A 20,576-nucleotide genomic window follows, 5' to 3' on the forward strand; every position below is an offset into this window, starting at 1 on the left:
CTCAGACATTCCAACAAAATATTTCATTTTCCATTGATTTAATGTTTTCAAACATGTACTCCTCAATATATTTATTGTGTGCTTCCAATACTCCATCCAAGTTCGTCTCCTTGTCTTTCAATTTATAAAAAAATCTGTTGCAACTCTTTAGACAACAATTCCAGTTCATAAAAAATCGATAAGTTCATAACAAAAACGCCATCTCTTCCTATGATTCTAGGGAAAGAATAGCGTTTTTGTTACGTAACAATTAAGTTGTTTCATTCTTGTTTATTCAATAATTTCATTGTCATTTCTCTGCATTTTTAGCCTGATAGCGATATGATCATAACCCGTAAAATGCCATTTCTTTTACTTATGCTTTGCTAAAAATTCTGTTATGCGACGATATACATATATTTCATTTTCTTTTTTTGAAAATCCATGCCCTTCATCGTCTAATACTAGGTATTCTACATCTACTCCTTGTTTTTGCAACGCTTGAAAAATTTGATCCGATTCTTCCTTTACAACTCGTGGATCATTTGCCCCTTGGATGATAAGGAGTGGTTTATTCATTTGATTTAAGTAAGTAATTGGTGAATCTTGTATAAGCTTATCTTTATCATTATTAATATCACCTATTAAATTAACTGCGAGCGGTTTCCAATTTTCAGGCATAGATTCGATAAAACTAAATAAATTGCTAGGTCCAAAAATGTCAATGGCTGCACGGAAATACTCTGAATGACGCCCGTGAAGCAATAAGGTCATATATCCTCCATAACTACCGCCCATAACAAATAATTTATCAGGAGTTGATATCCCCTGTTCAAATAACCATTCGATCCCTGCTACACAATCTAAACGCGGTGCTTCTCCCCAATCACCTTCAATCATTTTTGTAAACGTTGAACCATATCTTGTACTACCTCTAAAGTTTGGCGCAAAAATATTATATCCCTGCCTTAATAAATATTGAAATAATGCTCTGAAATCTTTCGTCTCAGCACTTTGTGGACCACCATGAGGCCAAAATATTGTATATCCGTTTTGTACTTCTCCTTTCGCCCGGAATAATAATGCTTCTATGTTTAACCCATCAAAAGAGGCATATGTTATAACATCCGGTTCAACAAAAGAAGATTCAGATAGACCAATAACATAGTTTTTTGTTAATGCTGCCCATTCTGTATCTCTATTCTTCTTGTAATAGATGTTTGCTGTTTTCTTCGCACTTTCACCTAGTAAATATAAATTTTCCGATTTTGTAATTTCAATTTGACTTATCGTATCTACCGGAGAATTCAATAGAATTAACTCTTTTTTATCCCATACAAATTTATATAACCTATCTGTAACACCTTTCGACGAAACAATGTAGCCATTTTTTGTTTCAGCATGCCATTTTATATCGGAAATATCTTCCTTCTCTATTTTACAGATTGGTTTGAATTCCTGTTTATTTAAATCAAAAGAAGCTACATAGGAAAACTCTTCTTCATAATTTGTAACGAAAATCACTGTATTTTCATCAATATAAGAAATGGAGCCTACAGTATGTTCTTTCTCAATGGAAGGTACTAAACAAATAAGTTCTTCTCCTTTTTTTACATATCCTACATTATATGTATTACTATATGACTTTAAAACAATGTAACTTGATTCATTCGGACTTACTGCCTCTACATATGTAGGTGTCTCCACACCAGTTAACAACAGCGTATCTTCTTTTGTGCGTATATTATAACAACGAGAGTTTAAGAACATTGGGTTATCTTTACTTGTGACATAGTATAATCGTTCCCCATCCTCTGTTAAATGCACAAAGTAATCCTTTTCTGTCTCTCCTGCTGGAATCAATTCAAGCAATCCACCACCCTCTGGTTTTAATGCATAAATATGATAATTTTCATCCCCATCTTTATCAAATCCAGCTAAAATAAATCGATTTAAAGAATCCATTTTAATAAAATTGCTTGATTGATTACAATATGTTAAGGGATAAGGGGATAAATTGGGTAAATCCATCGCCCATAAATTAGAATGACCATTTAAGTTTGTACTAAAAATTAATTTTCCTTCATCTTCACTAACTGTAAACCTACCAATACTATAGGATCTAAAAAATTGTTCAGCATCTTCCATAGGAAATTGAATCATCTTTCTTCCTCCACTCTACCTTATATCTAAAAATTCAGAACATCTTATATATAAAGATTCTACATTTTCCTATTTATCCCTTTTGGGTTTTATTTAGATTTACTTCTACCTTCTACTTCTTCTTATTAACATTACATAACGATGCGGAGAGTTTTTTAAACAACTCTTCTTTTAGCAGTGAATATATTCTTTACTATTTCACGATTACTTCTCATTCGATATTTCTCACTAATTATCCCTCAAAGCGAAAAATAAGCGGGGAATTAGAGAGCAAAATCTACCATATACTTTTATTCAGCTAACTTCTCACCAGTAACAATCTTCATAAAAGCAGCTGCGTCTTTCTCTGCTAATTGAGCGTACTGATTATCCCCCTCCATTATTTCTACTTTATCCTTATTAGGACTAATCCACATTTGATATAAAACAGCTTTCGCTTCTATTTTCGGATTTTTAAACTGAAAAACAAACTGATAATCAGCTGAACGAGACATTTCCACCTTTTTATTTTCAAAAAATCACGCTGAAGACTAAATACAAATTTCTCATTTGCATAGCGCTCTCCGCCTTTAGTGTATATAATGGTTCACTTCCATTACGCTTTTAAAATGTAAAATAAGAATACACCCTATAAGCTACAAATAAGATTAATAGAATAGAAATGCCGAGTACCGTATATATGATCCCTTTTAAATTTGAGTTCATATAATCCTCCTACCTCCCGACAATTCCAGTATATAACAAAAAAAGCATTGGTTACCCAATGCTTTTTACACTTACGCAAATAGAGACGTATTCGCATATAAAGCTGGTGAACCACCTGAATGTACGAATAAAATATTGTCTTCCTTATTAAATTTACCTTTTCTAATTAAGTCGATTAATCCCGCTACTGCCTTACCTGTATACACTGGATCAAGTAAAATACCTTCTGTTTTCGCAAGTAACTGAACTGCCTCTACCATTTCCGGCGTTGGTAACGCATAGCCTGGTCCTACATATTCATCAAAGCACGTAACAGCGTCGCGCGGGATAAAGTTTGGAATACCAACGTGTGCTGAAGTTTCATCTACAAGTTTTGCTACTTTCTCTTCTTGCTCAGCTTTTCCTCTACTTACGTTAATCCCGATTACAGGAATATGACTTTGCGTTCCAGAAAAACCAGTAATTAAACCCGCATGCATACCAGCGCTACCGCTTACGCAAACAACTGAACTGAAATCAATTCCTTGCTCAAATGATTGCGCCATAATTTCTTGGGCACAAGCAACGTATCCCATTGCGCCCGTAGGGTTTGATCCACCAACTGGAATTACATATGGTGTACTACCTTTTTCACTTACTTCTTGTGCTACTTTATGCATCTCTTCCATCAGGTCTGCTCCGTTCGGTACAACAATGACGTTTTCAGCACCTAATAAGTGATATAAGAAATAGTTTCCGTTAAAGGCTCTCTTCTCTTCTGGCTCAAGCCCTTCCTCTAATACAAGAATACATTTCATTTTTTCTTTTACCGCAGCAGCAAGTGTCAGGCGGCAATGATTTGACTGAATACCACCAGCTGTAATTAACGTATCTGCACCCTTTTCCTGTGCATCTGCAACTAGAAATTCTAACTTTCTCGTCTTATTGCCACCGGCTGTTAAACCAAGTAAATCATCTCGTTTAAAATAAATAGTCGGGCCACCAAGTGCTTCAGAAAAATTGTTTAACTTTTCAATTGGTGTATAGGATTCTGTATATTTTTTTCTCGGGAATTTAGCTAAATTCATTGTAACGCTCCTTTTGTACTTCTTTCGCAATATATGTAACGTTACTATTATTACATGTAAAAATGGTGAAGTCATCTTTATGGGTTAAAAATGTATTAGAATTTCATTTTGATAAGTAAAACCGTATTAATGATTTTAACTTAATTACGGTACATGAAATTTACATCAACGATTTTTTTAATATATCGTTCATTACTTACAATATATCAACGATTTTTCAAATATATCGATCGTAACTTGCAGTATATCAACGATTTTCTTAATATATCGATCTATCGACAAAAAACGACAGACAGGCAACCCCTTTCTCATCAACAAAAAAAGAGCCCACACATTCAAATGCAGACTCCCTCCAATCACTTATTTACCGAAAAACGAAGTAACTGCGTTAATCCCGGCTCTAAATTCATTTCACCTTTATGACGTACGTATACAGTTTTATCTCTATCAAATTTCGGAGGATTTGCTTGACTATACGTATGCCACTCATTCGTTCCTTCTATAGAATACTCCATATATTCATTTGCACCGACAATTATATTTTTACGATCATCTGCCGTTACATTTGGTGCCATCTGCGCAATTTTTGAATCACTAATTAATAACTTCTTTATATCCTTATCACGTTTGTAATCGTAAGCTGTCACAATTACATCGTTACCATATGCTTTCACTTGTAACCCTTGTTTAAATGAATAGCCATCTGGAGCAGTTTTCTCTCCTCCATTTGGTCCTGCTGACATCCAGCCTGTTTCAATCCCGCCCGTATTTACAACAGTAAAACCTTTTTCATCTCCGCCTGTAATTTTCTTTTTACCAGCCCAGTCAGATAAGTTTAAATCCCAATGTGTATGACTCGTGAAGAAAACAACTTGCGGATAGTCTTTTAATATATCGTACAATTTATCCACGTTTAAATAATCTTGTAAATATGGTGATTGTCTTGATCCAGATACTGTATCAGGTAAAACGTGATGAGAGAAAATAAAGATTGGCTTATTTTTATCTTTTTGACTATACTCTTCTAAATTTTGTTTTAACCAACCTAATTGCTCATCACTCATATATACTTCGTCCCACATTTTTGAATCGTGGTATTTCATATATTTTTCAGTTCCTAAAAATAAAAGTGGATAGCCATCTAATTCTTTTTTATGATATACCTTTTCTTGTCCACTAAATTTCAGATAGCGGTTAAATAAAGTTTCCTCATTTACACCATTTGGCCATGTACTTTGAGAGAGTTTCCCATCTGCTGTCCATTTACCAGCATAAAACTCATGATTCCCAACAGTAGACCATACATTTTCTGGATGCTTATTTTTATTTAACACACGCTTTACATCATCATATTGTGACTGTTGTCCAGTTGGAGTTATATCTCCATTCATAATAAGCGCTCTAGAAAGTGGAGTCACTTTGTTCATATCTTTTAGCACATGATCAAAATCCCCTAAATCCCCTTGAATATCACTAATAACGTTAAAAGTTGTAGCTGATTTTCGGACTTGCTCTTTCCCTTCCGCATGTGCTGAAAACGTCGGTAATAATGCAGTCATAACTGCTAACAAAGCAACTGTCTTTTTCATACAAATTCTCCCCCTAATAATAGAATGTACAAACTGACATGTTCTGCTTTCTCTTAGGTGCTTGTCAAATTCACATTATAGGGGGCGATTGTAAAGATTAATGGAATAAAAAATTAAGTGTTTTTTAAGAGATTTTGTCTTTTTTTCACACTCCACAATTAGTAATTCGCGCCAATCTAGCTTTCTAGTCTTTAACATTACATAAATGTAAATGAATATGATGAATCTCTTCGTTTGATATGTTGTCTTTTTAATCTTTGTTATATAACCGCCACAAAATACGCTCTCTTTTCAAGTTCTCTTCATTTAATAAACGTTACTCCCCTTCTAGTTCGCTTTAAAATTATAAATCGGCTTAATAATATGTTTAATATCAATTGTTTCTTTTGTATTCTTAATAATTTCATCCATTGGCTTATATACCATTGGTGCTTCATCTAAAGTACTTTCTGCAACAGATGTAGTCCAAACCTCTGTCATTGTATTTTGAAAATCCTCTAAGTTAAGTACTTCTTTCGCCTTCTTGCGACTCATAATACGCCCTGCTCCATGAGGGCCAGAAAAGTTCCAATCTGGATTTCCTTTACCAAATGCAATGATTGAACCATCTCTCATATTGATTGGAATGATTACTCGTTCATTTTTCTGAGCTGAAATAGCACCTTTTCGTAGAATCATATTTTCCATATCGATGTAGTTATGAATTGTAGTGAATTGATCGGTTACTTTCCAATCCATTTTAGTGACGATTTCATCAATCATTGCCTTACGATTTAACTCCGCATATTTTTGTGCAATTTTCATATCATTCATGTAATCTTTAAATCCTTGTCCTTCTAAATAAGCTAATTCTTTGCGAATCACCGGTTTCTTAATTTCACGTAAAGCTTCATGTATTTCTTGTTGTCTACCTTCTTTCGTTAAACGCTCAATCAGTTCTTCTTTAATAGATTTAACGTTTATAAGTTGCTCGTAAGCAAAGTTTTGATAATACTCTGCTACTTGTTTCCCTAAATTACGCGAACCACTATGAATGACAATGTATACATTTCCTTTATCATCCTCATTCAGTTCGACAAAATGATTGCCCCCGCCAAGTGTACCAATACTTTTTTGAGCACGTTGCAATGTAAACGGGGCTCTTACACTATCAAAATCAATCATTTTTGAAAATCTATGTTCCTTATCTCGAATACGAAAACCACTTGGGACAAATTTACGTATCGTTTCGTCTAAGTGATCGAAGTTGATTTCCTCTTTTTTCTTATTAATCATAACAACTTCCATGCCACAACCAATATCGTACTTACCTCTCAGTTTCCTGAAAGAGTGGACTATACCTTCTCTACAGTCATCGAGATATGCAGTCTCTACTGTAGGCTCACCGTATTAATTATTCCTCTTCAATTCAAAATAGATGAGGAATAATTCTGTACCTTAGTCTGCTAACATGGTACAAGTCTCTGAACCATTCGATTATGTCACCATAACCACTGGCTGCTGATTGCCCTCGCCTTTTATCGTTAGGGTTCCCAGTCAATTGAGTGAGTAGTTTAAAGTCTGAGCCAATTAGTTAACCCCGACTAAATTAGGAACAATCTTATCTTGAATTGTCATTGTTGTCCCAATCGTACAACCTGCGCCCGCATGTGTATCTGGCATAATACGAATCTTGCTATCCTTTACGAATTCTTGGTTACAAAGATCAATAATTTGACCTGCTGCCGTTTCTTCTACATTCGTAGTATACACTTTCGCTTCATTGTATTTTCCTCGTAATTTCAACATCTTCTATTTCCCCTTTCCTTTAGTTTCTACAAAACATTAATTTATATATATTATATATTTATAATTATATTTTCCACCACTACAGCTCATTTCCTTTTTTATAAAAAAAGACACAGAGATTCCTCTCCATGCCTACTAATTTCTTACCTTTTCACCGCATGTACATAATGCACCGTCTCAAAAGCTTTCAAATAATCATTTCTTCCTTCAAAATATAATGTATTTATGTCCTCTGGTGATAAATGCTCATAAATAAGTAAGCCCACCTTCTCTAACAGTGCTTCCATTTCGGCATAAGAATAACATGATTTCATCGGTTCTCCGCCTACCTCAGCCATTTTCACCATATTTTCAACTCGATTGGACAGTCCCTTTTCCGTAAATAAGTTTTCATCGGGATAATCGAAAACGATAGAACTCCCTTCTGGAACCATAGCGAATAAACATTCTATTAAACTAGAAAACTCTTCTTTTGTTAAATAATACGAAACACCTAAAAGACTAAAGAAAGTCTTTTTATTTTCAAATCCTTCATTGCGTAACTGTTCATAGAAAAATTCTTTCGTAAAATCCATTGAAACAAAATGAAGGTTATTTGGAACTTCAAGTTCTGCTTCTTTTATTCTTTCCTTCTTAGACGCTTGCGTAGAAGGATGATCCACTTCAAATATTTCTATTTTATTTTCTAATTCTCGGTGTCTAAGACTGAACGTATCTAAGCCTGCACCGAGTATGACGTATTGTTTTGCTCCTAATGTAATTTCATGTAAGAATACTCTTTCACAATATGCCGCACGTGCTAAAGGTGTTGGTGATAACTGAACTTGTGTAATCCATTTTAATATTTCTTTTGGATTGTCTTGAAACTGCTCTGCGATATCTTTATTGAAAAAGTGTATCCCTTTAACCATGTTCGTTTCAATATCGTTACGTTCTTTTTGTGAAATGAAATCTTTAGCTACATAATCATCAAAGATTTTAGAATTATCAAAGTCACTATGATATACTCTGCTGAAAGCCGATACTAACGACGTTACACTTGCTTCACCTTGTTTCACGCACATACACTCTCCTTCATTTTCACAACAAAAATAGGGTTCCCCTGGCCAGGAGAACCCTATTATACACCTTATTTTTATATCGGTAAATTATAGCATGAATAAGTTTTTTTGTCAAGTTTTCAGCCTACTAACGCTCCAATAATTTGTGTAATCTCTAGCAGGAAGATTTCGATCTACACCGAATATTCCAGTTCATAACAACACAAATGGAGGGCGTCATGAAAAGATTAGTCATCATTACAGTTGGAAAAACACACAGTGGAAAAACTACATTTGCAAGAGCATTAGAAAAAGAGTTACCCCACTCTTTCGTTATGGATCAAGATAATCAAGCTGAATTTATTAACACGCATTACGAAAAATTACAGCCGGCTAAAGGCCCTAATACATTTAAGCACGGTCTTTCAAAATTCATTGTTGATTATGCGAAAGAACATTCAAATTTACACCTTATTATTTGTAATTCCAATCGCAGTAAAAACGGAAGATTCTATTTACTAAACGAATTATTTCCACAGAATGAATATGTACGCATATTAGTTCACTTTGACATCCCAGATGATGTACTTTATGAAAGAGTGGGCCTTAGTAAACGAAGTACAAATATTTTTAGGGGGAACTATTCCAGTTTCAAAGAAGTACTCCATCGCCAACAAGCTGAATCACTACATGAAGACGTAGTAGATCCTGTAGAAAATGAAGCTGATTATTTGTTTGTTATTCGTAATAGTAAGGATGTAAACTCTACTATATTAAAAATTATTCATATCGCTAAAGAGTACTCCCCTATCCGAAATAAGAGATTATAAAAATTACATAATCATAGATTATTATGCAAATACTTCCTCTAGACGGCGCAGATGGTATATAATGATGGAAGAATCTACTTCTATATGCTCAATTTTACACAAAACAGCTCATGCATATGAAAGAAAAGAGGTACAAAAATATGAAAACAAAACAAACAATCGCTGCGTCTACACTAGCTTTAGCAATGATTGCTGGCGCAAACTCTGCTCATGCAGAAGTAAATGATGCTACTCCTCAGCAAAGTACGGGAGATCGATTAGCTGAAATTAAGCAACATAAACAAGAGTTAGATGCGAAATTACAGCAGCATAAAGAAAACGTGGATCAAACATTAAATGAACTTAACAAAGTTAAGGAAAATGTTGATACTAAGGTGAATGAACTACATGAACGTAAACAAGTTGCTGATGAAAAGATTAACGAAGTTAAACAGCATAAACAAGAACTAGATGCAAAACTTCAGCAAGACAAACAAATCGCCGAAGATAAAATCGCTGAAATTAAAGAGCATAAAAAACAAGTAGAAGATAAAGTTGCTGAAGTAAAAGAGCATAAACAAAATATCGATAACAAAGTGAATGAGATTAAAGAACATAAACAAACTGTCGATGAAAAAGTGAATGAAATGAAGCAACATAAAGAGAACATTGATCAAAAGGTTAATGAACTTAAGGAAGTTAAAAAACAAGTAGATGAAAAATTAGCTGAGTTAAAGAAAGCGAAACAAACTGCTGAAGACAAACTCGCTGAACTAAAAGAAAACAAGCCGAATACTGGTAACACGTTAGAGGAACTTAAGAAAATTAAAGGCAATTTAGACAGTCTTTCCGCTAACTTAGAACTAGCTAAACAAGATGTAAAAAACAAACTAGCTGAATTACAAAAGGCTAGAGAAGATTTACTAAATAAAATTAACGAAATTAAACAATCGAAACAAACTGTTTCAGACGATTTAACAAAGAAAAAACAAGACTTAGATATTAAAATCAACGACTTTAAGCATACTGAGAAAAAAATTGACGACAAATTAGCTGAGTTACATACAACGAAGCAAAATGTTGATAACAAGATTAATGAAGTATCACAGTCTAAACAAACGCAAGCAGATAATGGTACTAAAAACAATAACGCTAAAGAACTTCCTAACGCTGGTAGCGAGCAATCAAACAATATGGCTCTAGGAATGCTATCTGTATTAGGCGGGATTTTATTACTTACTCGTAATAAAATTAAAACGTTATTCTCTAAATAAATCCATTAAAAAAAGGAAAACCGCACATACATGTACGGTTTTCCTTTTTTTATATTAACTGTCCATCTCTCAGCGTCAATATACGATCACATACATCAAGCATTCTTTCATCATGTGTAATCATAATTGCTGCTTTTTGGCTCTCTTTCACTTCACGTTTCATCATTTCTACGACTTCACGTGCACGTTTTGAGTCTAAGCTCGCCGTTGGCTCATCCGCTAATATTAAATCCGGATTGTTCATGAACGCACGAGCGATTGCTACCCTTTGTTTTTCCCCACCAGATAGTTGATTTGGATAATGATTTTTTCTTTCTCCTAATCCAAATGCCGCTAATAAATGATCTGCACGCTTTTCGGATTCTTGTTTACTTTCCTTTTTTAGCTTTGCAATATAAAGCAATTGTTCTTTCACATTTAAATATGGAACAAGGTTTGCAAACTGGAAGATGAAACCGATTTTTTTCAAACGAATGTCTGTCATTTCCTTTTCCGATAACTGTGTAATATTTTGCTCACGAATGTAAATATCTCCTTTTGACGGTGATAATAAAGCACCCGCGATCGATAATAACGTACTTTTCCCTGATCCAGAAGGGCCAACGATTCCGATAAATTCTCCAGCTTTCACATCAAGCGACATCGGATGAAGGGCTGTTACTTCCGTATTTCCTTCTCCATACACTTTACTTACTTTGTCTAATTTTAATAATGAAGTCATTACATCCCGCCTCCAATTGCTTCTAATGCATCAACTTTTAATACTTGGTATAACGAAATAAGTGTTCCTAAAATACTAATTACGATAAAGATTGCTGCGTATTGTGCAATCATCGGTGTTGTTAATAAGAACGGCATACCCGCTGGTAAAATTTGTTCTAATCCTTGTACAAGAACGATACTAATTACCATCGCAACGACTGATAAGAATAACGCCTGTACGACTAAACTATTTGCTAAATACGAGTTCTTCGTACCAATTGCTTTCAATACACCTAATTGCTGTGTTTTTTGTAGTGTAATAACATAGAAGAATACACCGATTAATAACGCAGCGATCACAAGTAAGAACGCAATGATCATCGTTAAAGTTCCTTGCTCTTCTTTAAATCCTGGAATACTTTGCAGTACTTCTTTTTTATCGATAACGTGAGCATTTTTAATTTCTTTATCTGTGTTAAGTGCGATTGCACTATAATCTTTTTGGTTTGGTTGTGAAATAGCGCCCCATACGTCTTCATTTACATAAACGACTGGTGTATGGCTAAACATTTGATCTTTCGTAAATCCGACGATTTTAAATTCTTTCTTTGAAACAGGATCGATAATTGTATCCCCAATATCGATTCCTTTTTCTTTAATTGATTCATCAGCAACCATTTCGTTGTTTGCTGTACCTAACTTCTCACCTTTTACAATGTTCGGTTCTAAAAATGTATCGCGTTCACTTGAGAAAATAGCGATATCAACCTTTTTCGAACTATCTTTCTTTTCATACGTTGAAACTTTCACCCGAAATGGAACTGCCTCTTTCTCGCCCACTTGATTTACTACGTTATCTACATCGTCTTTCTTAATTTGTGAACGAAGTAATTTATTTTCCGCATCATCTGCTAAAACGAACTTATTCGCCTCCATATTTTGAATCGATGAAGCATTATCATATGATAATCCATTTGCTAATCCTGAAATAACAAGGACTAAAAATGATAGTAACACCATAATGAGTCCGATTAATCCGTATCTTAATTTTGATTGTTTCAATTCACGCAGAGCTAAAAACATTATGCTCGCTCCTTCCTCTTTCTTTCTATGCACTAATCATAAAAAAGAAATATGAACGGAATATGAACAGAAGATTACAGAGTAAAAAAATAAATTTTCTGAAAGTATTGAAAATAAATAGAATCCTTGATACAATTCAGTCAAATAATATTGACCGAGTAATTTAATTCAAGGAGTTGATCATGTTGAAGCCCGTATTAACACTAACTACTTATAGCCAACTAAAAGCATTAAGCGATCCATTACGTGCCGAAATGATGATACGTCTATGCGAACGTCCTTATACTGGACAATTACTATCTGAGAAATTCGGCATTTCAAGGGCGAAAATTCATTATCATTTAAAAGAATTAGAAAAGAATAGTCTTATAGAGATCGTTTATACAGAAGAAAAGAATGGGATTGTTCAAAAGTTTTATCAATCTGTCGCTAAAGGCTTCACCCCTGCCGCAGATCTATTACCTCATTTAGAAATATTAAGCGAATCAGGTCGCCAAATCTTTTTACAAATGATAGAAAGAACGAAAAGCCAAATTCTCGCTGCACCAGAAGAAGCTTTTACATTACAAAATGCAAGTGAAGATCCAGCTAAGTGGAATTACGTTTCATCCTGCTGGGAATTTGATGCTACGCCAGAACAATTTCAAGTGTGGGTGAAAAAGTTTTATGAATTAATGGCTGAATTAAACGAACTCACAAAAGGTGCAGATAAAGATCCGAATAGTAAACCTTATTATATTTCTACTACTGCACTTCAAATCACTGAGAGAACAATGCAGCAATTTATTAAAAAAGAAGGAAAATCGTAATACGATTTTTTTTACATAAACGGTCAAATTTATTTTACCGAATAAATTTATTATAAAGGAGTAGATAAAGTGGACATATTAAAAAACCGGAATTTCCTCTTATTATTTTTAGGAAGAATTTTCACCAACATAGGAGATAGTTTGTATTATGTAGCCGCAATGTGGCTCGTATACAAATTAAGTGGTAATCCTTTTTATTCTGGATTGGCTGGTTCCCTTACGTTATTACCTTCTGCACTACAATTTCTTACTGGTCCATTCGTTGATAGATGGTCCATTAAAAACACCCTCGTCATCACACAAGTTTTGCAATGCATTCTTATTTTAATCATTCCTATTACACACTACTTCGACCTACTAACAGTCCACCTACTACTCATCATCATGCCAGTCGTAGCCTTTATTGAACAATTCGCCTATCCCGCACAATCAAAAGCTTTACCACTTCTACTGCATAAAACACAATTATTAAAAGGAAATTCACTCTTCTCATTTGCATATCAAGGCATTGATTTAATTTGTACGACTCTTTCTGGAATATTAGTAGCACTATTTGGCGCCATTACTTTATATGTAATCGACTCCTTTACATTCGCGATTACTGCCCTTTTGTTCTTTTCATTGAAAATGCCAAAACAAACCGAAGCAAACACAGTACTTTCAACTAAGCAATATTTCACTGATTTAAAAGAAGGGTTTTCAATCGTCTTTCGTTCCTTAATGGGCGTCTTCTTAATCGGTTCCGTTGTCGCTAATTTTTCAATCGGTATGACGATGGCCATACTCCCTTCTTTCGCTGATTCTTTAGGTGGTGTGAGATTATATGGGTTCTTTTTAGCCGCTATATCAGCCGGTTGTTTAATTGGAGCACTATTCAGTTCATGGGTTGGTAAACATAATGTTGGCCGTGTCTCCATTATTAGCTTCGCAACTGGCGCTTTCTTTTGGTTTCTCTCTACGATTGTACCATTTCAATGGTTATCCATTTTTTTATTCGGCTTAGCTTGGATACCAATTGGTGCGACCAACATATTATTTGCGACAATTGGTCAAATTGTAATTCCAAACCAATATCTTGGGCGCATCAATTCAGTCACACGGAGCATGGGCACAATTGCTATGCCGCTCGGCTCTTTAATTGGCGGATACACTGCGAATGTATATAGTAGCCAACTTATTTTCGCGCTTGCTAGCATTGGGATTTTATTCATTTCCCTCGTATGGCTACTTCATCCGAAATTACGGGCTTTTCCAAAAGCTGATGAAATTACAGCGGATACTTTTGAGCTTCGATTTAAGGAAGAACACGGGAAAGGTGCGGCTTTATAGCAAACCAAACATAACCCCGTTCTAAATTAGGGACGGGGTTAAAAATATAATTATTTCATTTTGGATGTAAAATACTTCACTAAAAATATAACAATGAAGTCGTTTGAATATCTAAAATTTATTCAACAATAGCACCAACTAAAAGGTGCCTTTAACGCTTTGATGGCCATGCCCCCTGCATTTTCCTTAATTGAATAATTTGGCCCGTATGATAGGCATCATGAAGCATGATATCCAGTAATTTCCCCTCAAGTGAATTTTGTTCAAGCTCTTTTTCAGAAATTGCACTCAATACCTGTCTTAAATTACGTTGAGCATTTTCAGAATGTTCAACGACTTTCTTCCATTCCGTATCATTATTAGATTGCTTAGTAAGATAAAAGGTGTCATTACCGTCAAGATTATGTGTCCATTCACGTCCTTCCAAGTTTGCTGCAAGTCTTTCTTTGTAATAAGTGAGATGATTAACATTCTCCCAAATGGTATTCGTTATCTCTCCAGCTGGTTTCCACATAGCCTGTTCAGCTGTAAGTCCTTCTATAGCATGTTTAAACGGTGCATACCAACTCTCTTTATCGAATGTTGAATCTAGTGCGTTTAATAACAAGTCAACTCGTTTCAAAATAATCTCCCCCTAAATAGTTACAGTTCTCATCAGACCCTTATAACTCTGTAGGGATTCTACATGTTCAAATAAACTTCCTGCTAATCTCACTCCACAAACTCATCCGATTATGCAATTAAAATGACTCATATTTTTTCATTTTACACGTATACTAGCGACAAAAAAAGAAGAGGCTGTTCCCAAACAGCCTCTTCTATCTATTTAGGAAGCTCCACCCGAACAGTCGTCCCTTCCCCTTTCGTGCTATATACCGAAACGGTCCCTTTATGCAGTTCAACAATCTTCTGCACGATTGATAATCCTAAACCGCTACCTTCTACGTTTCTTGCCCTTGCTGTATCTACTTTGTAAAAACGGTCAAAAATACGATCCATTTCTTCTTGCTCCATACCGATTCCGTTGTCTGATATAGAAATTATAACGCTAGACTCTAACTCTTCCACGAAAAACTCAATCGTTCCACCATCGTTTGAAAACTTAATGCTATTCGTAAAGATATTACTCCATACTTGATGAAGTAAGTTTTCATCACCTTTTATAGTGATATCTGGCACATCAAATTCAACAGCGATATCTTTTTCACGCCATTTCCATTCGAGCATAAAAATAACGTCTTTAATTTGCTTCTGCAAATTGAATTCTTTTATTTGTAGAACTTTCTCTTCTTTATCTAGTGATGCAAGCGTGAGTAACTGTTTACATAAACTAGACATTCGCTTACTTTCACCCTCAATAATTTGTAAGTAATGGTTTCTTTCTTCCACGCTCATTTTTTCTGTTTGCAACGTCTTTGAAAAACCTTGTATGGAAGAAAGCGGCGACTGAAATTCATGTGAAACGTTCGAAACGAATTCTTGTCTCATTTCATCTAGTTCTTTTATACTTTTCGTCATCTTTTGGAAGCTTGTAGATAACGTTCCTATTTCATCTTTTCGTTTTACATCTAATTCAATTTCATATTCCCCACTCGCAATTTTTTGCGTAGCCTTCGTAAATTTACGGATTGGGCGAACGATATAACCTGCTGCAATCGCTATAAAGATAATGCTTAATAGTACGATAAACCCAAGTAATACCGCTAAGAAAATTCGCATTTCCCCAAATTGGTTCTGAATGTCGGGGCGAATAAATAACGCGTACTGTTTATCACCGTGCTTTACCGGTACACCAACACTATTTATTAATTCATTATCGAAAAATCCTGTAATAAAAAGACGCGTTGGATACGTAGAAACACCATTAAACGTTTCTCCTTGCAATACTTTATGAACAGTAGCATCGCTAATAGACGTCTTACGAAACGCATTGCCGATACGCTTTCCATTCTTTTGATCATCGACAATATAAATTTCATACCCTAACTTTGCGATAGAATGTAAGTACGCCTCTTGATTTTCTTCACTTTGCTTTTCATATAACGATTTAACTTCTTCAGCATACTTTAAAATCTTTTCACTGTTATACGGTTTTAACTTCACTTGATAATATACGTTCGTTAATAAAAAGCCGATAATACTACTAAGTAGCATAATGCCGACCGTCATAAATACAAATCTAGAATATAGTGATTTCATCTTATTTCAACTCCAACTTATACCCGAGACCGCGCACTGTCGTAATTTGAAAATCATCCGTTCGTTTTGAGAAACGATCTCGTAGTCGCTTCACATGAACATCAACTGTTCGTTCATCTCCTTCAAAATCCATTCCCCATACTAATTCAATTAATTCTTCTCTTGAAAATGTTCTTCCAGGATAACTAGCAAGTTGTGATAATAGCTCAAATTCCTTTAAAGGAAGCAAAATTGTTTGACCGTTACACTTTACTTCCACACCTTTTCGATCAATTGTCGTTCCGTGCAACGTAATAATATCTGCACTCAGCATTTGATAACGACGTAATAAAGCTTTCATACGAAAAATCACTTCAGCTGGTTCAAATGGTTTCACAATATAATCGTCTGTACCAGAAATGAAGCCTTTTTCTTTATCCACTAACTGGTCTTTCGCAGTTAATAAAATAACAGGGATGTCATGATACTTCCGTATTTCTTCACATAACGTATAGCCATCAACAAATGGCATCATAATGTCTACGATCGCAAGATGAATATTTTCCTTCTCTAATACGTCTTGCGCTACCTTTCCATCTTCCGCCTCAAAAACTTGAAATCCCTCTTTTTGTAAATGATAATGCAACAACTCTCTAATATGTTTATCGTCATCAGCTAATAAAATATGTATCATCTTCATTAAACCCTCTCTCGTTCATCCTTCTACATCACTACATTAAGAAACAATTGAATTTTTTGCAAGAAAAAGAAAAAGAATCTATTTTGAAAAAAGATTATTCAAAATAGATTCTTACGTTTTAGTATTAAGATTATTTTAATGAAAAATAATTTCTATGCTTTAGAAATATCAACGAATCCTTCTCCAAATACGTCACGAACATCGTGTATAGCGATGAACGCAGCCGGATCTGTAGTTTGAACAATCCGTTTTAGCTTCACTACTTCTTGCTTATTAATAACAACATAAAGAATTTCCTTCGGAGTTTTCGTGTAATAGCCATGACCTGAGTACACAGTAACCCCTCTGCCCATTAAGGTAGTTACCTTCCCGGCAATTTCATTCGGATTATCAGAAATAATCGTAATGGCTTTCTTCGGATTTAAACCTTCAATTACAAACTCCATCACTTTCGTTGCTACATATAACATAATAATTGTTATCATCAGTTTTTCTGCACCAATGATGAAATACGATGAAAACGCAACAATTAAATCGAAGAACAGTAGACCGTAGCTAATGCTCCATCCTAAATATTTATGTGTCATCCTTGCTAAGATGGTAGTACCTGCAGTTGTTCCGCCAACACGAATGATTAGACCAATCCCGCATCCAATAAATATTCCTCCGAAAATGGCATTTACGAGCATTTCATCCGAAGCGATCGTCCAACCTTCTGTCAAATGAAGAAATAGTGAGTTTGTAACTACAGCAATGATTGTATAAATTGTTGTAATCTTATTTAAAAATTTATAACCGGCTATTAACAAAATCGCATTTAAAATTAAGTTAACTAAACCCGGTGACCATTCAAATAAATAGTACGTAATAATCGTGATACCTGTTACCCCGCCCTCACCAAACTCATTCGGGATAACAAACAAATTGACACCTAACGCAAAAAGAAATGCACCGATAATAATAAAAATAATGTCTGTCGTTCTTTTTTTCATACAGTACCTCACTTCTTATGTAAATATTTATTCTGTCATAAACTCTCACCATTATATCGTGGAATATTCAAATCGAACAGTGGTTTGTTTTTATTTTAATATAAGATAAAAAATCAACATTATTTATTATGTACTGCAAATAAAGTTTTGATTTCACCCGTAATTTACTCTTAAAAAGAAATGCTGAACATTGACTTGCACAAATTTCAAATAAAAAAGTACCCACCTAATTGTCATACGCAATGATAATTAGATGGGTACTGCATGATACATTTAGTTTTTACATGTATTGTTTGGAGAAAATTGCAAATAACGACTTATACTCGCCTTATTAAGACCAAATCCATACATCATCATTATTTTCAACGTTCGTCTTTGCTTCATGAACTTTTTCAATATGGTCAACTGTGTTCCAGTTAATAGAACTTCCGCCCCACCCTACATACTTCATATCAATTTTCACTTTCTCACCCACATTAAATACTTGTCCCTTTGTTAAGAAAACATCAATAATATCTTTCTTCCCGTTTAGCGATGGATACTCAACTACAACATATTTAGTAGCACCGTCTCCCTCATCTTCCATCGTTCCTACTTTTGATACTTCTCCAATTACATAATCGGGCGAGCCATCTTCTTTCATGTGCATACCTAACTTGTTTGTTGTATTTTCAACTGCAGTTGCAACCATGTATTCTGTAAAATTACGCATCATAGATCCAGTAGCTTTTACTTCATCTCCTACTTTCACGTTTGAAAGTGAATCAATATACACACTAACAGGTTCCTCATATTGCTTAGATTTTACAACAATCACACCGTTATCTACTTCTACTACTCGTCCTTCTAACGTCGAGAAATTCGATTCAATAGAAGCTGCACTCGCTTTTGTTAGTTCTAATCCTGGTACATTTGTTCCTGATAATGCTGCGATCCCTAAAGCACCTGCTAAAATTATTTTTTTCATACCCATATGTAACATCTCCATTCATGATAATTTTATTTTTTTTGATTGGTATCGACCAACCTGTAATCATTATAGTTACAGGTTGTAAAAATAACAACCGTTTTCCTCATGCAATGATGCATACTGTGATTTTCAAATATAAATTTTAGCAAAAAATATTTGTAAATTATTCCTATATTCAGCACTAATACTAAATTCTCAAATTACAGCAGGTGAACTTATTGAAGGTGGAGAAACTAATGTCATGTACAATGTTCTTCAACTCTACGGTTTGTATAGCCGTAGTTCATTAAATTATATAGGAGCGGGATTCATATGTTAATAAAGCCAAAGAGATTACAGCCAGGAGATATCGTAGCAACAGTAAGTCCTTCATGGGGCGGTGCAGGTGATTCTGAAATAAGATGGCGATATGAACAAGGAGTAAAAAGATTAGAAGAAGTTTTTAGTCTTACGGTTATCCCAATGCCAAATAGCTTAAAAGGTAGCGAATACCTTTATAACAATCCAGAGGATCGTGCGGAAGATATAATGACAGCATTTAAAGATACACGCGTGAAAGCAATTATCGCGAATATTGGCGGTGAAGATAGCATCCGGTTACTTCCCTATATAGATTTTAATGTGATACGCGAAAACCCGAAAATTTTTATGGGGTACTCTGACGTTACTATTTCACATTTATTTTGCCATAAAGCAGGGCTTTCCTCTTTATACGGTCCAGCAATTTTGACCGACTTTGCCGAAAATGTAGAGATGGATCCATATACAATTGAAATGGTAAATCGTACTCTCTTTTCAAATGAAACGATTGGAGAGATTCAACCAGCTTATGAATGGACAAGTGAGCATTTAGAATGGATTGAAATAAATAAGGATACAAGACGTACGATGCAGCAAAACAATGGATATGAGCTACTTCAAGGCTCTACCACTGTACAGGGGCGCTTAATTGGTGGTTGTATTGAAGTATTGGAATTTGCAAAAGGAACGGAACTTTGGCCTGAGAAAAAACATTGGGAGAATAGTATTCTCTTCTTTGAAACTTCTGAAGATCATCCAGAACCAAGTTATATAAAATATTGGTTACGAAATTATGCAGCACAAGGTATTCTGCAAAAAGCAAAAGGAATCATTTTTGGTAAACCGAAAGATGAACAATACTATGAAGAATATAAACAGGAAATATTGCAGGTTATGAAGGAACATAACTTAGAAGATTTGCCGATTCTTTATAATTTAAATTTTGGCCATACTGAACCGAAGTTTATTTTACCTTACGGTGCAATGGCAGAAATTAATTGTGAAAATGAATCTTTCTCTATTTTGGAAAGTGGCGTGGAATGAATAAAAACACTCCTATGAGATATGTCTGTGAATTGGTACTTTTTAAAAGTATATA

18 protein-coding genes and 1 pseudogene are annotated in these 20,576 nt (G+C 34.6%); 5 read left to right on the forward strand and 14 right to left on the reverse strand.

Annotated features, from left to right (window positions below):
• Nucleotides 1–351: 351 nt before the first annotated feature.
• The 7 genes and pseudogenes from OXT04_RS08125 to OXT04_RS08155 all read right to left on the reverse strand — a co-directional run bounded on the left by OXT04_RS08125 (nt 352) and on the right by OXT04_RS08155 (nt 8,355).
• The gene (locus OXT04_RS08125; protein ID WP_097822309.1) at nt 352–2,142 is read right to left on the reverse strand and encodes a S9 family peptidase; all 1,791 of its coding nucleotides are present in this window, start codon (nt 2,140–2,142) and stop codon (nt 352–354) included.
• A 290-nt stretch (nt 2,143–2,432) separates the two neighbouring features.
• Nucleotides 2,433–2,657 (reverse strand): annotated as a pseudogene (locus tag OXT04_RS08130) (hypothetical protein); the annotation flags it as partial.
• A gap of 261 nt (nt 2,658–2,918) precedes the next feature.
• Nucleotides 2,919–3,914: a D-cysteate sulfo-lyase gene (cuyA, locus tag OXT04_RS08135; RefSeq protein ID WP_097945797.1), complete on the reverse strand. Its 996-nt coding sequence runs from the start codon at nt 3,912–3,914 to the stop codon at nt 2,919–2,921.
• A gap of 356 nt (nt 3,915–4,270) precedes the next feature.
• Nucleotides 4,271–5,503: a DUF4073 domain-containing protein gene (locus tag OXT04_RS08140; RefSeq protein WP_098251136.1), complete on the reverse strand. Its 1,233-nt coding sequence runs from the start codon at nt 5,501–5,503 to the stop codon at nt 4,271–4,273.
• A 327-nt stretch (nt 5,504–5,830) separates the two neighbouring features.
• The gene (locus OXT04_RS08145; protein ID WP_098251137.1) at nt 5,831–6,790 is read right to left on the reverse strand and encodes an RtcB family protein; all 960 of its coding nucleotides are present in this window, start codon (nt 6,788–6,790) and stop codon (nt 5,831–5,833) included.
• A 282-nt stretch (nt 6,791–7,072) separates the two neighbouring features.
• Nucleotides 7,073–7,291, reverse strand: a complete 219-nt coding sequence (locus OXT04_RS08150; protein WP_000916247.1) for an RtcB family protein — start codon at nt 7,289–7,291, stop codon at nt 7,073–7,075.
• Between the two features lie 143 nt (nt 7,292–7,434).
• Nucleotides 7,435–8,355: a class I SAM-dependent methyltransferase gene (locus OXT04_RS08155; protein WP_097945805.1), complete on the reverse strand. Its 921-nt coding sequence runs from the start codon at nt 8,353–8,355 to the stop codon at nt 7,435–7,437.
• A 215-nt stretch (nt 8,356–8,570) separates the two neighbouring features.
• Between OXT04_RS08155 and OXT04_RS08160 the strand changes: the two genes are divergently transcribed.
• Both OXT04_RS08160 and OXT04_RS08165 read left to right on the forward strand, forming a co-directional pair.
• Nucleotides 8,571–9,161: an AAA family ATPase gene (locus tag OXT04_RS08160; RefSeq protein WP_097945808.1), complete on the forward strand. Its 591-nt coding sequence runs from the start codon at nt 8,571–8,573 to the stop codon at nt 9,159–9,161.
• A gap of 140 nt (nt 9,162–9,301) precedes the next feature.
• Nucleotides 9,302–10,414, forward strand: a complete 1,113-nt coding sequence (locus OXT04_RS08165) for an LPXTG cell wall anchor domain-containing protein (RefSeq protein WP_075717665.1) — start codon at nt 9,302–9,304, stop codon at nt 10,412–10,414.
• A 49-nt stretch (nt 10,415–10,463) separates the two neighbouring features.
• Here the strand turns inward: OXT04_RS08165 and OXT04_RS08170 are convergent, their stop codons facing one another.
• Together OXT04_RS08170 and OXT04_RS08175 are read right to left on the reverse strand one after the other, a co-directional pair.
• Nucleotides 10,464–11,135 (reverse strand): ABC transporter ATP-binding protein, encoded by a 672-nt coding sequence (locus OXT04_RS08170; RefSeq protein WP_000202612.1) that lies wholly within the window; start codon nt 11,133–11,135, stop codon nt 10,464–10,466.
• The gene (locus OXT04_RS08175; protein ID WP_071731913.1) at nt 11,135–12,199 is read right to left on the reverse strand and encodes an ABC transporter permease; all 1,065 of its coding nucleotides are present in this window, start codon (nt 12,197–12,199) and stop codon (nt 11,135–11,137) included. The genes OXT04_RS08170 and OXT04_RS08175 overlap by 1 nt, the downstream gene beginning before the upstream one ends.
• A 185-nt stretch (nt 12,200–12,384) precedes the next feature.
• On the opposite strand from OXT04_RS08175, the gene OXT04_RS08180 reads away from it, so the two are divergent.
• Together OXT04_RS08180 and OXT04_RS08185 are read left to right on the forward strand one after the other, a co-directional pair.
• Entirely contained in the window at nt 12,385–13,008 is a 624-nt protein-coding gene (locus tag OXT04_RS08180) for an ArsR/SmtB family transcription factor (RefSeq protein WP_267414168.1), read from the forward strand.
• Between the two features lie 69 nt (nt 13,009–13,077).
• On the forward strand, nt 13,078–14,337 hold the full coding sequence (locus OXT04_RS08185; protein WP_267414131.1) for an MFS transporter: 1,260 nt from the start codon (nt 13,078–13,080) through the stop codon (nt 14,335–14,337).
• A 151-nt stretch (nt 14,338–14,488) separates the two neighbouring features.
• On the opposite strand, the gene OXT04_RS08190 is transcribed toward OXT04_RS08185, so the two are convergent.
• The 5 genes from OXT04_RS08190 to OXT04_RS08210 all read right to left on the reverse strand — a co-directional run bounded on the left by OXT04_RS08190 (nt 14,489) and on the right by OXT04_RS08210 (nt 19,180).
• A complete protein-coding gene (locus OXT04_RS08190) occupies nt 14,489–14,959 on the reverse strand; it encodes a DinB family protein (RefSeq protein WP_098251138.1) in 471 nt (156 codons plus the stop codon).
• 200 nt (nt 14,960–15,159) lie between these two features.
• A complete protein-coding gene (locus tag OXT04_RS08195) occupies nt 15,160–16,536 on the reverse strand; it encodes a sensor histidine kinase (RefSeq protein WP_098251139.1) in 1,377 nt (458 codons plus the stop codon).
• A 1-nt stretch (nt 16,537) separates the two neighbouring features.
• On the reverse strand, nt 16,538–17,215 hold the full coding sequence (locus OXT04_RS08200; RefSeq protein WP_000781973.1) for a response regulator transcription factor: 678 nt from the start codon (nt 17,213–17,215) through the stop codon (nt 16,538–16,540).
• Nucleotides 17,216–17,367: 152 nt separating this feature from the next.
• Entirely contained in the window at nt 17,368–18,207 is an 840-nt protein-coding gene (locus tag OXT04_RS08205; protein WP_000747488.1) for a YitT family protein, read from the reverse strand.
• Nucleotides 18,208–18,538: 331 nt separating this feature from the next.
• Nucleotides 18,539–19,180, reverse strand: a complete 642-nt coding sequence (locus OXT04_RS08210; protein WP_016512568.1) for a F0F1 ATP synthase subunit alpha — start codon at nt 19,178–19,180, stop codon at nt 18,539–18,541.
• A gap of 309 nt (nt 19,181–19,489) precedes the next feature.
• Between OXT04_RS08210 and OXT04_RS08215 the strand changes: the two genes are divergently transcribed.
• Nucleotides 19,490–20,521, forward strand: a complete 1,032-nt coding sequence (locus tag OXT04_RS08215; protein WP_000905881.1) for a S66 family peptidase — start codon at nt 19,490–19,492, stop codon at nt 20,519–20,521.
• Nucleotides 20,522–20,576: the final 55 nt, after the last annotated feature.

Origin of the sequence: Bacillus sp. GC_Bacil_1 (genome assembly GCF_026540675.1) — a bacterium.
Taxonomy (GTDB): Bacteria; Bacillota; Bacilli; order Bacillales; family Bacillaceae_G; genus Bacillus_A; species Bacillus_A cereus.

Excerpts from the sequence above, each read along its gene's own strand:
- OXT04_RS08125 (WP_097822309.1), bottom strand. The coding sequence starts at position 2,142 with ATGATTCAATTTCCTATGGAAGATGCTGAACAATTTTTTAGATCCTAT.
- cuyA (WP_097945797.1), bottom strand. The coding sequence starts at position 3,914 with ATGAATTTAGCTAAATTCCCGAGAAAAAAATATACAGAATCCTATACA.
- OXT04_RS08140 (WP_098251136.1), bottom strand. The coding sequence starts at position 5,503 with ATGAAAAAGACAGTTGCTTTGTTAGCAGTTATGACTGCATTATTACCG.
- OXT04_RS08145 (WP_098251137.1), bottom strand. The coding sequence starts at position 6,790 with ATGGAAGTTGTTATGATTAATAAGAAAAAAGAGGAAATCAACTTCGAT.
- OXT04_RS08150 (WP_000916247.1), bottom strand. The coding sequence starts at position 7,291 with ATGTTGAAATTACGAGGAAAATACAATGAAGCGAAAGTGTATACTACG.
- OXT04_RS08155 (WP_097945805.1), bottom strand. The coding sequence starts at position 8,355 with ATGTGCGTGAAACAAGGTGAAGCAAGTGTAACGTCGTTAGTATCGGCT.
- OXT04_RS08160 (WP_097945808.1), top strand. The coding sequence starts at position 8,571 with ATGAAAAGATTAGTCATCATTACAGTTGGAAAAACACACAGTGGAAAA.
- OXT04_RS08165 (WP_075717665.1), top strand. The coding sequence starts at position 9,302 with ATGAAAACAAAACAAACAATCGCTGCGTCTACACTAGCTTTAGCAATG.
- OXT04_RS08170 (WP_000202612.1), bottom strand. The coding sequence starts at position 11,135 with ATGACTTCATTATTAAAATTAGACAAAGTAAGTAAAGTGTATGGAGAA.
- OXT04_RS08175 (WP_071731913.1), bottom strand. The coding sequence starts at position 12,199 with ATGTTTTTAGCTCTGCGTGAATTGAAACAATCAAAATTAAGATACGGA.
- OXT04_RS08195 (WP_098251139.1), bottom strand. The coding sequence starts at position 16,536 with ATGAAATCACTATATTCTAGATTTGTATTTATGACGGTCGGCATTATG.
- OXT04_RS08200 (WP_000781973.1), bottom strand. The coding sequence starts at position 17,215 with ATGAAGATGATACATATTTTATTAGCTGATGACGATAAACATATTAGA.
- OXT04_RS08205 (WP_000747488.1), bottom strand. The coding sequence starts at position 18,207 with ATGAAAAAAAGAACGACAGACATTATTTTTATTATTATCGGTGCATTT.
- OXT04_RS08210 (WP_016512568.1), bottom strand. The coding sequence starts at position 19,180 with ATGGGTATGAAAAAAATAATTTTAGCAGGTGCTTTAGGGATCGCAGCA.
- OXT04_RS08215 (WP_000905881.1), top strand. The coding sequence starts at position 19,490 with ATGTTAATAAAGCCAAAGAGATTACAGCCAGGAGATATCGTAGCAACA.